The sequence below is a fragment of the Brevundimonas sp. SGAir0440 genome (assembly GCF_005484585.1).
Taxonomy (GTDB): Bacteria; Pseudomonadota; Alphaproteobacteria; order Caulobacterales; family Caulobacteraceae; genus Brevundimonas.
In genome coordinates, this window is record NZ_CP039435.1 from 1533657 (window position 1) to 1547548 (window position 13892).

12 protein-coding genes are annotated in these 13892 nt (G+C 61.1%); all 12 read left to right on the forward strand.

Annotated elements, in window-relative coordinates; genetic code table 11:
- The first annotated feature begins 33 nt into the window (after window positions 1–33).
- The 12 genes from E7T10_RS07560 to E7T10_RS07615 all read left to right on the forward strand — a co-directional run bounded on the left by E7T10_RS07560 (window position 34) and on the right by E7T10_RS07615 (window position 13887).
- Window positions 34–531: an HNH endonuclease signature motif containing protein gene (locus E7T10_RS07560; protein ID WP_137721335.1), complete on the forward strand. Its 498-nt coding sequence runs from the start codon at window positions 34–36 to the stop codon at window positions 529–531.
- 1 nt (window position 532) lies between these two features.
- Window positions 533–715 (forward strand): hypothetical protein, encoded by a 183-nt coding sequence (locus tag E7T10_RS07565; protein WP_137721336.1) that lies wholly within the window; start codon window positions 533–535, stop codon window positions 713–715.
- Window positions 681–1898, forward strand: coding sequence for a phage late control D family protein (locus tag E7T10_RS07570; protein ID WP_168189908.1), 1218 nt, complete (start codon window positions 681–683; stop codon window positions 1896–1898). The genes E7T10_RS07565 and E7T10_RS07570 overlap by 35 nt, the downstream gene beginning before the upstream one ends.
- Window positions 1895–2524 (forward strand): phage baseplate assembly protein V, encoded by a 630-nt coding sequence (locus E7T10_RS07575; protein ID WP_137721338.1) that lies wholly within the window; start codon window positions 1895–1897, stop codon window positions 2522–2524. Before E7T10_RS07570 ends, E7T10_RS07575 begins: the two co-directional genes overlap by 4 nt.
- Window positions 2525–2560: 36 nt before the next feature.
- Window positions 2561–8110 (forward strand): DUF1983 domain-containing protein, encoded by a 5550-nt coding sequence (locus E7T10_RS07580; RefSeq protein ID WP_137721339.1) that lies wholly within the window; start codon window positions 2561–2563, stop codon window positions 8108–8110.
- Window positions 8111–8117: 7 nt separating this feature from the next.
- A complete protein-coding gene (locus E7T10_RS07585) occupies window positions 8118–8561 on the forward strand; it encodes a tail fiber assembly protein (RefSeq protein WP_137721340.1) in 444 nt (147 codons plus the stop codon).
- 33 nt (window positions 8562–8594) lie between these two features.
- Window positions 8595–8963, forward strand: coding sequence for a phage tail protein (locus E7T10_RS07590; RefSeq protein ID WP_137721341.1), 369 nt, complete (start codon window positions 8595–8597; stop codon window positions 8961–8963).
- Window positions 8963–10087: a baseplate J/gp47 family protein gene (locus tag E7T10_RS07595; protein ID WP_137721342.1), complete on the forward strand. Its 1125-nt coding sequence runs from the start codon at window positions 8963–8965 to the stop codon at window positions 10085–10087. The genes E7T10_RS07590 and E7T10_RS07595 overlap by 1 nt, the downstream gene beginning before the upstream one ends.
- Before the next feature lie 95 nt (window positions 10088–10182).
- The gene (locus E7T10_RS07600; protein WP_137721343.1) at window positions 10183–10758 is read left to right on the forward strand and encodes a hypothetical protein; all 576 of its coding nucleotides are present in this window, start codon (window positions 10183–10185) and stop codon (window positions 10756–10758) included.
- A 38-nt stretch (window positions 10759–10796) separates the two neighbouring features.
- The gene (locus E7T10_RS07605; RefSeq protein WP_137721344.1) at window positions 10797–12329 is read left to right on the forward strand and encodes a hypothetical protein; all 1533 of its coding nucleotides are present in this window, start codon (window positions 10797–10799) and stop codon (window positions 12327–12329) included.
- Window positions 12329–13438: a hypothetical protein gene (locus E7T10_RS15725; protein WP_168189909.1), complete on the forward strand. Its 1110-nt coding sequence runs from the start codon at window positions 12329–12331 to the stop codon at window positions 13436–13438. The genes E7T10_RS07605 and E7T10_RS15725 overlap by 1 nt, the downstream gene beginning before the upstream one ends.
- Window positions 13435–13887, forward strand: a complete 453-nt coding sequence (locus E7T10_RS07615) for a hypothetical protein (protein ID WP_137721345.1) — start codon at window positions 13435–13437, stop codon at window positions 13885–13887. Before E7T10_RS15725 ends, E7T10_RS07615 begins: the two co-directional genes overlap by 4 nt.
- Window positions 13888–13892 lie beyond the last annotated feature (5 nt).

Here is a 13892-nt window from a genome sequence, read left to right on the forward strand (position 1 = left end):
TAGTTGTGCACCACACAAAAGGAGTGCATAACAATGACAAAAGAACTCACTCAATCCCTACTGCAAGAATACCTTTCATACGACGAAAAGACTGGTGTATTCACTTGGTTGAAGTCGAACCGAAAAGGGAAGACGGCAGGGAATATAAACAATAACGGCTACATCCACATCGGACTGTGCGGACAAGCTTATCAGGCTCATCGGCTGGCATGGTTTTACGTTCACGGTGTGTGGCCAAAGGACGAAATCGACCACAAGGATCGCAACAGAGCCAACAACGCGATCAAGAACCTTCGCGAAGCAACGCGCACCCAAAACGCTTGGAACTCCGAAGCACAGGTCAACAACAAGTCTGGCATCAAAGGTGTTCACCAGTGCAAGCGAACCAAAAAGTGGATCGCGTGGCTAATGCACAACAAGAAAAACACCCGCTTGGGATCGTTCAAGACCAAGGAAGAAGCAGCCGCCGCCTATCAAGGCGCCGCAACTCTCGTCTTCGGTCCTTTCGCCCGTTTCACGAAAGCAGCCTAATATGAAGACCGTCACTGTCTCGGGGACCAGCGTGTCCCGCATCGCCGCCAAAGAACTCGGGGACGCTCGCCAATGGGCGCGCATCATGGAAGCCAACGGCTTCTTTGACGCCGTGATCCGGGCGCCGACCAACGTCAAAGTCCCCGAGCGTGACGCGAACGCCCCAACGGTCCCGTCCACCTAAATATTGGATGGATGGGACCACAAGTCAGCTTGATTCAATCATCGTGCAGGGACGGGGGCCAGTCCTCCGTCGCCCGCGCGCTCGCGTGCTTATCAACGGCGAAGAACTACCCGGCTTGAAAGCCGCGAATGTCCGCAAGAACAACTATTTCCACGCCGATACCTTCGACGTGTCTTTTGCTCTTTGGTTCGTCGGCGCCAAAGGGCCGTCGTGGTGGCTGGCTCAAGATTCGGTCGATGTCGAAGTCCAAATGGGCAGGGAGCCGCAAGAGGGCGAGATTGCTTGGCGGACTGTCCTGAAGGGCAAGGTCGATGACATCGACATGACGTGGGGCAATGGCAGTCTGTCGCTGAAGGGCCGGGACAAGACCGCCCTGATGATCGACGCCAAGACCCGCGAAGCCTTCCACAACAAGACCGCTTCGGAAATCGTGACGACGCTGGCTCAACGCCACGGCCTGACCGCCGACGTGACCGCGACCACGACGCGCGCTGGCACCTACTATGAGCGCGATCATGTGTCGGTGAACAATGGCGAGTTCAGCCGTGCCCAGACCGAATGGGACACGATCACCTACCTCGCCCGGCAAGAGGGCTTCGACGCTTGGGTGTCAGGCGATACGCTCTTCTTCAAACCTCTGTCTGAAGATCGGTCAGAGGCGTTCGTCATCACGTTGGCCGAACCTGAACGCTCGGGACAGATGACCATCGCGGCACAGGCGAACGTCAAGAATTTCTCCCTGACCCGAAACCTCGCGCTGGCCAAGGACATCAAGGTCATTGTCCGGTCGTGGAACTCCAACCACGGCAAGCGGTATGAGGCCAAAACCGAGAGCAAGAAGCCCGCACGCGGTCGCAACGCCACCTCGGGCGGCGGTTCCGGCGATGATGTCACGGAATACCACTACACCTTCCCCAACCTGACACAGGCCGAAGCGCAGGTTCGTGCCAACAAGCTGCATGAACAGATCAGCCGTCAGCAGTGGACCATCGAGTTCGAACTTCCCGGCTCCCTCGGTCTGGACCCTCGCCAAAAGGTGACGATCCAAGGCATCGAGCGGGCACAGGACGAACTCTACTACGTCGATAGCGTCGATCTTGGCATGGACGCGAACGGCGGATGGACCATGCAGGTCCGAGCCAAAAACACGCCTGAACCCAATGGGGAGGCATCCCCGCAATGAGCAACCAGCTTACAAACTCGGTCCTTGGCCGCGTCGCACAGCAGCAGCAGACACAGGGACAGCCTCGCGCTGGCACCGTCGCCAGCTACGACCCCAAAACCTTCCTTGCGAAGGTGATGATCGAACCGGATGGCATTCTGACGGGGTGGCTTCCGATCAGCACCGTGGCCGTAGGTTCCGGCGCCATGCGCGTCGCTCCAACGGTTGGCGATCAGTGCCTTGTCGTTCCCCAAGAGGGTGACAGCGGCTCGCTGGTCATCACCGGCTTCATTCATTCCCAATCGGCCCGTCCGCCGCAGAAAGCGGACAGCATCAGAGGCAACGAAGCCGAACTGAAATCTGGCGAAGGTTTGTGGGTGGGTCCGCGCGGACAGTTCGTCCGCATGAACGCTGACGGCTCGGTCCTGATGAAGGCCGACAAGATCAACCTTGAAGGCGACCTCCACGTCACCGGCGACGTGACCGTTGAGGGTAAGGCGACCGTCGATGGCGATGTCACATCCAAGAGCGAGATTATCGACGTTGAGGGCAAGCTTTCCGATCTGCGTGAAAACTATAACAACCACCTTCACCCGACTGGTGGTGCTGGTTCCAAGTTCACACTGAAGACTACGAAACCAGACTAATCAGCAGGGTCTTTAGCCGTCCCGATAAATATTGGGATGGCTACCAAGATCAAAAAAACTAACGGTGACGTGCTTGTCACGATCCCCGAAGGCGAAATCGACGCTTCGGCAACTCCCCTTGAACTGATCGGGGAGGGCGCCGAAGACTGGATCGTGGCCATGAACCAGAATTGGGTTCGGAGCCTCGAAAACTTCGCAGGATCGACCCCGCCGGTAGCCCCGCTTTTGGGTCAGTTCTGGTTCGATACGGCGACGCGCACCGTCAAGTTTTGGGACGGGGACGAATGGCTGTTCCTGAATGGCCGATCCGAATCCACCGGAGACGACGCAGAGGATGTCGGCGTTCCTTCCGAGGAAGGCGGCGCCGGGATTGATCAAACGATCCTCGACGCAATCGAAGCGGCGAAGGTTGAGATCGAAGCCGCGCTGGCTGAAGGCCAACGCCTCTACGAAGAGCGCGAACGTCTGGCCGCCGACGCCCGCGCTGCGGCGGAATCTCTGCTGCTTGATGGCCAAGACCTGCTGAACGACCGCGTTGATGACGCCTTCGCTCAACTTGCGCTGGTCGATCCTCTCTCCGGGTCCATCGGTGAACGGGTTATCCAGCACCAACAGGCGATTGATGGCCAAGCCATCCTGATCGCTGCTGTCGAGAGCGTGGCGGACAACGCCAACGCGGCGGTTCAGTCTCTGTCGCAAGCTATCACGGACGCGGATTATGCGACCGCTGAAGACCTGACGGTTGTCCGTTCGGCTCTCGAAGACGACTTGGCTGCAACGAACGCACAGGTGTCTTTCCTCGCCAACACCGTCAGCGGCGGCAACGGCTCTATCTCAACCCTGATCGAAGGTGTCCGCACGGATTTCGAGGCGGCCGACGCCGACCTTACGTCCGAAATCTTCGAATTGCGTCAGACCACCACGACCGCGACCGAAGCGGCGGCGGATCGTCTCGACCTGATCGAATCCGACATCAACACGCCGACGACTGGCCTGAAGGCCAAGGTTCTGTCGCACACCACCACGCTGGCCGACCTGAACACCAACAAGGTCAGCATCGGCGACTTCCAAATCCTCGAAGCGAAGGCTGTCGCAAAGGCCAAGACCTACGTCGGCACGACCCTGCCCACCAACGTCCCGGCGGGCCCGCTCACGGCGGGGGACATCTTCTACAAGACCAACGAGAACAACCGCGTCTACCGCTGGTCTGGCACCGCGTGGGCGCCGGTCGATGACACGCGGTCACCGACCTTCGTGGCCGCAACTGCCCCGGCGGCCGGTGTCTCGCGCCTTGGCGACCTGTGGGTGAAGACCCCGGAAAAACTGCTTTACCGCTTCGACGGGACGAACTGGATTAAGTTCGAAGACCCGCGCGTGGGGCAGGTGGTCGCGACCGTCCAGAGCCACACCGATGTTATCGCAGACCTGCCGAACAACTACGCTGGCGCCACGGTCTTCAACCAGATCAAGAGCGAGGTTGAGGGCGCCCGCAACGGCAAGCCTAATCTCGCCGCCGAAATCGGAAACGTCCGTCAGGTCATCACGGATGGCCTGAACTTGAAGGCTTCGGCCGCTGATCTGAACCTTCTGAAAGCCGAAGTGGAAGGGGCGCGTAACGGCTCGGCCAACCTGTCGGCCCAACTGCTGGCGATGCGAACGGCAACGTCAGATGGCCTTGCTTTGAAGGCGACTGCGACCGAGGTGAACAACATTCGCACGGAGGTCAGCGACGCCCGAAACGGCTCGCCCACATTGACCGCCCAACTGACAAGCATGCGAACCGCCACGTCTGATGGCCTCGCGCTGAAGGCGTCAGCGTCGGAGTTCGGTCAGATCAAAGCCGAGGTCGAAGGCGCCCGAAACGGGTCTGCGAACCTAAACGCACAGCTTCAGACCATGCGAACTGCCACGTCGGACGGCCTCGCGCTCAAGGCGACGGCGACCGAGGTCAACACGATCCGCGCCGAGATGGTGAATGCCCGAAACGGCAAAGCCAACCTATCCGCAGAACTGACCAGCATGCGGACGGCCACGTCCGATGGTCTGGCTGGCAAAGCTGCGGCCACGCGCGTCGATGCTCTCGAAGTTGCTGCTCGCTCTCTTCCAAACTTGATCCGCAACGGCGATTTCGCCCGTGGGATTTCAGATTGGGGCAAAGACCAAGCCGGGACTTTCGGGAGCTACCAACACGCTGCTCTCGGAACCATTGGCTACATGAACGGTCCCGATTATGCATATACCGCTACATATCCGGTAGTTGCTGGCGATCCCTTGAGCGTGTCGTTTGAAGGGGATCGCGGGGGCGGCGATGGTTCTGTGTGTCTCCAATGGTTGCCTGATTATATCAGCAGCGCAGCCGTGGCGATCCCGGCTGTCTGGGGTGTCCGCGCCAAACTTGAAAACGTCATCGCACCGCCCGGCGCGACCGGTTTCCGGGTGGTAGTCCGTCGCGGCACGGCCAGTCACATCCACTTCACTCGTTTTAAGGTCAACTACGGATCAGCCGCGACCAACTGGTCCGACGAAGGCACAGTCATCGCGACTAATGCCCGGATCACCAACGCTGAAAATGTGATCCTCGACCTGCCAAACAACTACGCTGCGGCTGCGTCCTTCAACCAGATCAAGAGCGAGGTCGAAGGCGCCCGCAATGGCAAGCTGAACCTCGGGGCTGAAATCAGCAGCGTTCGCCAGACCGTCACGGACGGGCTGAACCTGAAAGTTGATGCCACCGAATACAACACGCTGAAGGCCGAAATCACGAACGCTCGGAACGGTAAGCCGTCCGTGTCCGCGCTGCTGGCCGATATGCGTCAGGCCACTGTCGATGGCGACAACGCTGCTGGTCTGCGTCTGAATAGCATGGAAGCGGCCACGCGCTCGCTCCCCAATCTGATCAAGAACGGCGACTTTACGAACGGTCTGACGAGGTGGGAGCGTGATGGCGCGGGACCAGCCAGCGACATCGGGACTTACTATCACAACACCCTTGGGACTATCGGCTGGATCAAGGGCGCGGTCAGCTACATCGCGTCGGACTTTTACCCGATCAACCCCGGCAATGCGGTCAGCCTGTCCTTCGAAGGCGAGCGGGGAGGGGGCAACGGCACTGCGTGCATCCAGTGGCTTCCCGGCTATGCTCAAACCGGACACGTCGCGATCCCGACGCAATGGGGCGTTCGCGCCAAGTCGGAAAACAACGTCGCACCCGCAGGAGCGACGCACTTCCGCGTGGTCATCGGCAAAGGCACGGCCACGCAAATCCACTTTGCCCGCGTCAAGGTGAACGCAGATGCGGTCGCCACGAACTGGTCGAACGAAGCCAGCGTCTACGACACGAACGCTCGGATCGGGGTGGTCGAGACGGTCACCACGAACGGCACATTCGCTACCGCGAACCGGGTCAACGATCTTCAGGCGACGCTTCAGACCCGCAATAACCTTTGCCCCAATGGCGGCCTCGAAAACGGGCTGACGGGCCTTACCGGTCCATCAGGAATGACGCTCGTCAGCAACGGTTGGGGGCCGCAGGTTCTTGTCTACGACACCGGGACCAGCACACAGGTCATCAATTTCCCGAAGTTCAGCGTCTTTGGTGGGAACTGGTATACGATCAGCGGCGACACCGTGCTTTTCGCCGCGTCGAACCACTCCGCATATCTCGACCTGATCTTCTTCGACGCCGCCGGGAATGTGGTTCAGGACGGTCCCGAAAAGGCGATCTACGGACAGCACGATTTCAGCAACGCCCCGTCGCGTCTGCAAGATCACGCCGCCCAAACACTGGCACCGGCCAACGCTGTGACGGCACAGGCTCGGGCTGTTTTCAGTGCGACCAATGCCACGGTGATCGGCGTCCGCCGGGTCAAGGTCGAGATGGGGCAGCTTCCGGCCACCCAATACACGGCTGAAGCCTCTGGCGTTCAGGCTGGCGCCCGCATCAAGGTGGTCGAAGATGTGACCACCAACGGCACCTTCGCGACCGCTTCAACCACTTCGCAGATTTCGGCACGGGTCGATGCCCAAGGCGGCAACCTGCTGATCAACACGGATTTCCAATCCGGCACCGGTGGGTGGTCACCCGGCGGTCAGGTCGTGACGCCCTTGATCGTAAACGGGGCGGGCGATCCTTGGCATCCGGTGGGCGAAAACGTCATCGGCTTTAACGTCCAAGGCAATGCTGGCTACAGCGACATCAACTCGGATCGCGTCTCTGTCGAACCGGGCAAATGGTATGATCTGTCCGCCTACATCGCGTGCCACCGCGCTAACGCGAACATGTATATCGGTTGGTTCAACGCCGCTGGCACCAACCTCGGATACAATGATGGTCCCGGTGAGTTCGTCCCCGGAGCGGGCGGCCAAAACTTGGCTGGCTTCACTCGCCGCTGGTTCAAGGCACAGGCACCGGCCAATGCCACTTACGCCTTCGTCATCTTCCGCAAGATGGCGACGAACCAAAGTAATGATTCGTGGATGTGGGTCTGTCGCCCGATGTTCGGCGAATGCAGCGCGTCCACGACTTCGGTGCGTCCGTTCTCGCACGGCAACTCGCGTCAACTTGCTGGCCAGATCACCGATGCGCGCAACATCGCTGTCGATACGCGGGGCCGCGTTCAGGCAACCGCTGGCCTGACTGTTCAAGCTGGTAGCCGTGTCGCCGGTATGAAGTTCCACGCCACGGACGGCTCTGATCAGAGCTATTCGAGCATCGACTTCAACGCCGACACCTTCCGGGTTTGGGACACCAATACCAACACCGGCATCCCGCCCTTCGAAATCCGTAATGGCGGCGTTCGCATGAAGTCGGCCTTCGTGGACCGTCTGTCCGTGGGCACGTCGATCACGCTCGGCTCGGGTATCCAGTTCCGCGTTGCGGTCCAGCCGATTGATGTGTCCGTCACGGACGGCCAGTCGGTGAATTTCGGCTATGACCTCGGGGCTAACCCGACGCTTCAGTTCGCGGGCAACAACCTCGCGCCGCTGAACGCGGGCGAAACGTATAACCTCTATGCCGAAAACCTGTCCCCGACCGGCTTCATCGCTCGTCTGAAAATCTCGACACCCGCCACGCCGTCGAACCTAAACACCGGTCTTATGGGGGCGTCCGCCAACGGCCCGACCACTCACCACGCCTATCTTGACCAGTATGGTGGGCGCACGAACTCGGGCAGCTATAACGTCCGCGTCGTCGGCTACAACCGCGTCTACCGCAACCGTTTCCAGAACCCCGGCGGCTATTACGAATACCAGCCCGACGATCCCTATAACGAGGTTCAAGGCGAAACGTGGATCACCGTTTACGGCTGGAATGGTGGCGCATGGGTTGAACTGTCCACGATCTGGATTGGCCCGACCTTCAGCGGCGCCAATGGCTACACCGACCAATATTTCGATCAGACCGAGAGCGTCCAAACCGGGTCGAACATCAGCCACATCGGCGTCGCCGTGACGAACCGGACTTTTGCTGAATCCCGCGTCGATAACCTTGGGATTAACTGGCAGACGCAGGGGGCGGGCGGCGGCCTTCGCTCGGCAACGCCCAACGGCCAAGTATCGTCCGTCACAATTCGCCCGCGCACCTAAATATCGTATGGACCCAATCGTCACCTATCCCCGCTACTCGCTCGAAGCCGACTGTCTGGCTTCTCAAACCGAAGTCCCTGAAGGGCCTCTGGACTGCGAGTGCGGGCGTAAATGGCCCGCTGCTGGTCTGTTCGATGCGTCTGATTATGACGATCTTGAAGGCGACTGGCGTTGCATCATCTGCTTCTCGGCAATCGACCGCGAAGAGACGCTTGCACGGGAACTGGCAGAAGCCCCGGCGCCGTCGTGGGCGAAGACGTGTCAGCACGGAAACGCTATCCGCGCCGAACGCTGGCAACGTCTGAACGTCTGCGATTGGACGGACCTACCGAGTGCGCCCCTGTCTGACGAAGCGAAGGCTGAATGGCGGGACTATCGTCAGGCTCTGCGTGACCTGACGGTCGATTTCGTATCGCCCGATGACGTGATCTGGCCAACGCCGCCGTCCTGAACGGCCTAACCAGCCCTGCCGATAAATAAGGGCATGGCTGACCTCTCTCACATCCACGGGCAAGATTTGACCGTTTCGGCTACCGGCGGGCTGCTGCTTTCGAGCGGCACCGAAAACGGTCAGCAGCGCGTCATTCGCCGGTTGATGACCAATCCCGGCGACGATCAGTGGACCCCCGATTATGGCGGCGGCGCACCTGCCTTCGTGGGTTCGACCGCCTCTGCTGATCGCATCCGTGCGGCCTTCCTGAAGCAAATGCGGATGGAAGCTGTCGTGGACCAGTCCGTTGCCCCGAGGGTCACCGTCACCGCTCTACCGAACGGCACGACCATGGCGACCGTTGAATATCGGGATGCCCAAGGCGTCACGTCCCGCACCACAATTCCAATGGGGGACCGCTGATGGCTCTTGAACTCCGAAACCACGATCAGATCGTCAATGAAGCTGCGGCCATTGCCCAACAGTCGTGCCCTGATCTGACCGACCTGACACCCGGCTCTGCGTTCCGTGCCTTGCTTGAGGCGGCGGCTTTCAACAGCGAGTGGCAACAATTCCTGACGGTCGCCGTGCTGCGTCAGACGCGCGCCGCGACCAGCCGGGGCGATGACCTCGATTCCTATTTCGGCGACTTTGGTCTGACCCGCCTCGGGTCTGTTTCGGCCTCTGGCACGGTCACCTTCAGCCGCTTCAGCACGACCGGCACTGCGCTGGTTCCGCTTGGGTCCATCGTGAAGACGGTGGACGGGACGGTATCATTCACGGTCGTCAAGGACACAGCGAACCCGCGTTGGGACATCGGCCTGAATGGCTACCTCATCGCCGGTGGCGTCGGCTCTGTCACTGTCCCTGTCGCGGCATCCACGCCGGGGGCCTCGGGCAATGTCCGTGCTGGCACGATCACCATGATCGCTTCGGCGATCCCCGGCATCGACGCCGTGGCGAACGCGGCCGGATTCCAAAATGGCGCGGACGGCGAGAGTGACGAAGCCTTTCGAGCGCGCTTCACAAACTACATCAACACCCGATCACAGGCGACGACCGGCGCGGTCGAATTCGCCGTGGCTTCGGTTCAACAGGGCCTGACCTTCAAGATCGTTCAGAACAAGGATGCCGCTGGCAATGAGAGCCGGGGTAGCTTTGTGATCTTCGTGGATGACGGCACTGGCTCGCCGCCTGACGCCCTGATGTCTGCGATCCACGACGCTGTTCAGGCTGCGGCGCCGATCAGCATGCCTTTCTACCTTCTTCCCGCGAAGGTCGTGACAGCCAACGTCAGCCTGACGATCAAAGCCAAGCCCGGCTATTCGAAGGCTTCGCTTATCGGTGCTGTCGCTGCTGCGATCCAAGATCACATCAACTCGCTTGGTGTCGGCGAACCCCTGTCGTTCTATCGACTGGCCCACGTCGCGCAGGACACCGTTGAGGGCGTCCAAAACGTCGATACCCTGCTGCTGAACGGGCACGCAGAGAACGTCGGCGGCGAACCGAATCAATCGGTGCATGCCGGTAGCATCGCGGTGTCCTGATGGCTGTTGGGGATCGCGACTTCTTCAAAGACCTGCTGCTTCGCCACCAGCTTCCAACGGGCTGGTTCGATGAAGAAGGGCAGGTCATCAACGCCGTGCTGGACGCACTGGCGAGCGCGCCCGCGTTCAACTTCGACCAACTTCTATACGTCGCGCAGCAGACCCGGTTGGCCACAGCCACCGAGATGAACTTGGACCTGATCGCCGAAGATTTCTTCGGCGTAGGCATGTTCCGCCGACGCAAAGGGGAGGGTGACGCAAGCTATCGCCTTCGCATCGCGAAAGAGCGGCTTCGTCCCCGCGCGACACGCCAAGCGATGATCGACATGATCACCGACCTGACCGGCGTCGCCCCCGAGATTTTCGAGCCGGGCAACATCAGCGACACCGGGAGCTACGGCTTCGACATGGCCTATGGCCAAGACGGCGCCTACGGCTCTCTGAACCAGCCCTATGAGTTCTTCATGTCGGTCACCCGACCGCAGGGACAGGGCATCCCGGTCGTGGCCGCCTATGGCTCCAATGACGGCGCCTACGGCTCGGGGAACATCGAATACGCCTCGCTCGACAGCATCGAGGGCGAGGTCACCGACACCGAAATCTATCAGTCCATCGCCCGCACGGTGCCCGCCGGTGTGACCGCGTGGACTGAAATCAAGAGCGGCACATAAGCACCGCCCGATAAATATAAGAAACGACAGGACAGCTAATGGACCGCACAATTGTATACACGGGGGCGATCCCCCAAGACGCCGACATCCTAAACACGAACCGCAACATGGTGCGTGCTATCGGCCATCTGGCGCGGGGCATTTGGGGCACGAACAGCGTCGCCGCCGGTCTGGACGCCACGCCCGCTTCGCCCCTGTCGCTGAACTTCCGCATCGGTCCCGGTATGGTCACCGTGCTTCAGAGCATCGACGCCACGTCCTATGGCTCGCTCGCCGCCGACAACAACCAGACCGTCAAGGTCGGGTCCATCGACACGACCACGACCTTCCCTGTCGTTGCTCCCACGACCGCCGGTCGCTCGGTGAAGTATCTGGTCCAAGCTGCATTCGATCAGCAGGACACCGACAACAAGGTTCTGCCCTACCGCAACGCGGCCAACCCGTCGCAACCCTACGCTGGCCCGGCCAACTCTGGCACCGCGCAGCCGACTGTTCGTCGCGAGACGGTCGCCCTTCAGGCGAAGCGCGGCACCGAAGCAACGACCGGCTCTGAAGCCGTCCCCGCTGTCTCTGCTGGCTATGTGCCGCTGTGGGTGATCACGGTGTCCTTCGGTCAGACGACTGTCACCGCCGCTAACATTGCGCCGCACCCGGAAGCCCCATGGACTTCAAAGTTGACGGACCTGTTCGCCAAGATCGACAGCCCCACTTTCATCGGCACCCCAAAGGCGCCCACGCCGACCACGGCGGACGGCATCGCCACCAAGGCTTACGTCGATGCGATCCTGTCCGGTGCTGGCGTCTCGGTTGCGGCTGATCCCAACACCATCGCCAAGCGAAACGGCGCGGGCGCGCTCGTCGCTACGTCGTTCATCGGCAAGGCGACTACGGCTGGCGCGGCCGATACTGCGACTAACGCGACGAACGCCCAGAACGCGGTCAATGCACAGAGAGCCGAAAACGCGGACAACGCGACCAACGCGGTGAACGCACAGTCTGCCCAGACCGCCAACACCGCCAACACGGCAACATCGGCCACCACGGCTGGATCGGCGAACCAAGCGGCGAATGCTGCGAAGCTCGACAACAAGAACGCTTCGGTCGCTACAGCGGCTGACACCGTGGTCGTGCGCGACGCGGGCGGCAATGTGAATGCCAACGTCTTCAACGGGCGTGCGACTTCGGCTGCTTACGCCGACTTCGCCGAACGCTTCGAAGCATCTGAAGACCTTGAATCCGGCGACGTGGTGTCCTTCGGTGGCGACAAGGAAATCTGCAAGGCTGGCTGGTCTGGCTCGGTCTTCGGCGTCGTTTCGACCGCCCCGGCTTATCTCGCCAACGCTGAAGCAGGTGACGACAAATCCCACCCCGCCGTCGCATGGCAAGGCCGCGTCCCGGTCAAGGTTCTCGGTCCTGTCGAGAAGTTTGACCTGCTGGTCATGTCTACGATCCCCGGCGTTGCCTATGCCGCCAAGGATGCTGTCTCGACCGACGTGTTCGGTCGCGCTCTTGAGGACAAGGCTTCTGAAGGTGTGTCGCTGGTCATGGCCGTGGTGAAAGCTCGAATCTAATGGCCGTCATTTCCGCAGCAGATCGGAACGCGCTGGCGACCGCATATAACTCCCTTCTCGGCACCAACATTTCTATGGTGTCGCCCGGCGCCGTGATCGACGACGCCGACTGGACCAGCATGTATGACAAGGTGAAGGCCGCCTGTGACGCTTCAGGGCGCCCGTGGTCTGGCCCGAACCGTGCCAGCCTGACCCTTGGTCTTCCGATCACGCTTCAGGCTTGGCCGATGCCGGGTGATGCGATCCCCGACGCACAGACGCTCGGCTTTGACCGCACAACGTCATGGACCGCCCCGAGCGGTGTGAATTCCGTGATGTTCAACTGGATCGTCGCCGGTGGCGGCGGTGGCGGCGCCGGAACCGAATACGGCAATGGCGGTGGCGGCGGTGGCGGCGGTTCGGGCGGCTTTGGTCGCTACATTGAAGTGCCGTGCAAACCGGGCGACCGCTTCGTCTTCACAATCGGGGAGGGCGGCATTGGAGCCGCGACGCCGACTGTGAACGGCAAGCCAAGCAACAATCTGCCCGTCCGCGACGGATCGGCGGGAGGTCAGACGACCGTGACCCAAAACGGTGCTGTGATCTTCACCGCGACCGGCGGCGAAGGCGGCGTCACGTCGCGCAATACCAACCAAGGCGCACAGATCGCGCAGGGCGGGGCCGGTGGTCTTCCGAGCGGTCTGACGGGTCAGCTTGGCCCCGGCGGAAGCAGCGACCGTGCATCGACCTTCGGTGGCGGGGGGGCACCGGGTCCGACCCAAGGAAGCTTCGGCGGGGCCGGTGGCCTCGCAGGTGGTGGCGGCGACCGCATGACGGGAGCCTCTGCTGGCAAGGCCGGGATTGGTCATGGCGCCGGTGGCGGCGGCGGCGGCTGCAAGGATCGCTACGACGGCGGTGGCTACTGGTTCGGCGGCAAGGGGGCTAACGGCTTCGTTGAAATCACCTTCCCGAGCCAAGGCGCGGTTGGGGGAACCCCTGCTGCGGTCAATACGACCTACAACACGACTGCTCCGGTGACGGCGGGGGGTTCGACGGGCGGTGGCTACACTGGCGGCGGACGTGGAAACGGCCTCGAAAATTTCGTGGTCACTATGCAGAGCGCGTCGTGACTCCCGCACAAGAAAAGCCAATCGGGGAGCGTATCGCGGCACTCGAAACCGGGGTGCACGGCATGACTACGGCCATCGAGAAACTGACCGACAAGGTGGACCAGCTTGGTGACAAGATGGCCGACAAGATCGCTGTTGAGGTCAGCCACGCCAAGAACAACATCATGACCGTCGTGGACACCAAGGCCGACGCCAAGATGACGGAGCATCGCCTGACCAATCTCGAAAGGGACATGGCGACCAAAGCCCCGAACGAATCCTTCAGGGAGATTCGCAGCTTCATCATCGGCGCCTGTCTGCTGGTGCTGGTCGCGTTCGGCGGCGGCGTCACCGCGCTGGTATTCAACACCAACAGCAACAACGCGAAGGCTGATCGACAGCAGGACCAGCATCCGACGCAACAAGTTCAGCAGGTTCCGGCGCCTGTCGTCGCGATGGTGCCGAAATGACCGCT

Excerpts from the sequence above, each read along its gene's own strand:
- E7T10_RS07575 (WP_137721338.1), top strand. The coding sequence starts at position 1,895 with ATGAGCAACCAGCTTACAAACTCGGTCCTTGGCCGCGTCGCACAGCAG.
- E7T10_RS07590 (WP_137721341.1), top strand. The coding sequence starts at position 8,595 with ATGGCTGACCTCTCTCACATCCACGGGCAAGATTTGACCGTTTCGGCT.
- E7T10_RS07605 (WP_137721344.1), top strand. The coding sequence starts at position 10,797 with ATGGACCGCACAATTGTATACACGGGGGCGATCCCCCAAGACGCCGAC.
- E7T10_RS15725 (WP_168189909.1), top strand. The coding sequence starts at position 12,329 with ATGGCCGTCATTTCCGCAGCAGATCGGAACGCGCTGGCGACCGCATAT.
- E7T10_RS07580 (WP_137721339.1), top strand. The coding sequence starts at position 2,561 with ATGGCTACCAAGATCAAAAAAACTAACGGTGACGTGCTTGTCACGATC.
- E7T10_RS07560 (WP_137721335.1), top strand. The coding sequence starts at position 34 with ATGACAAAAGAACTCACTCAATCCCTACTGCAAGAATACCTTTCATAC.
- E7T10_RS07565 (WP_137721336.1), top strand. The coding sequence starts at position 533 with ATGAAGACCGTCACTGTCTCGGGGACCAGCGTGTCCCGCATCGCCGCC.
- E7T10_RS07595 (WP_137721342.1), top strand. The coding sequence starts at position 8,963 with ATGGCTCTTGAACTCCGAAACCACGATCAGATCGTCAATGAAGCTGCG.
- E7T10_RS07585 (WP_137721340.1), top strand. The coding sequence starts at position 8,118 with ATGGACCCAATCGTCACCTATCCCCGCTACTCGCTCGAAGCCGACTGT.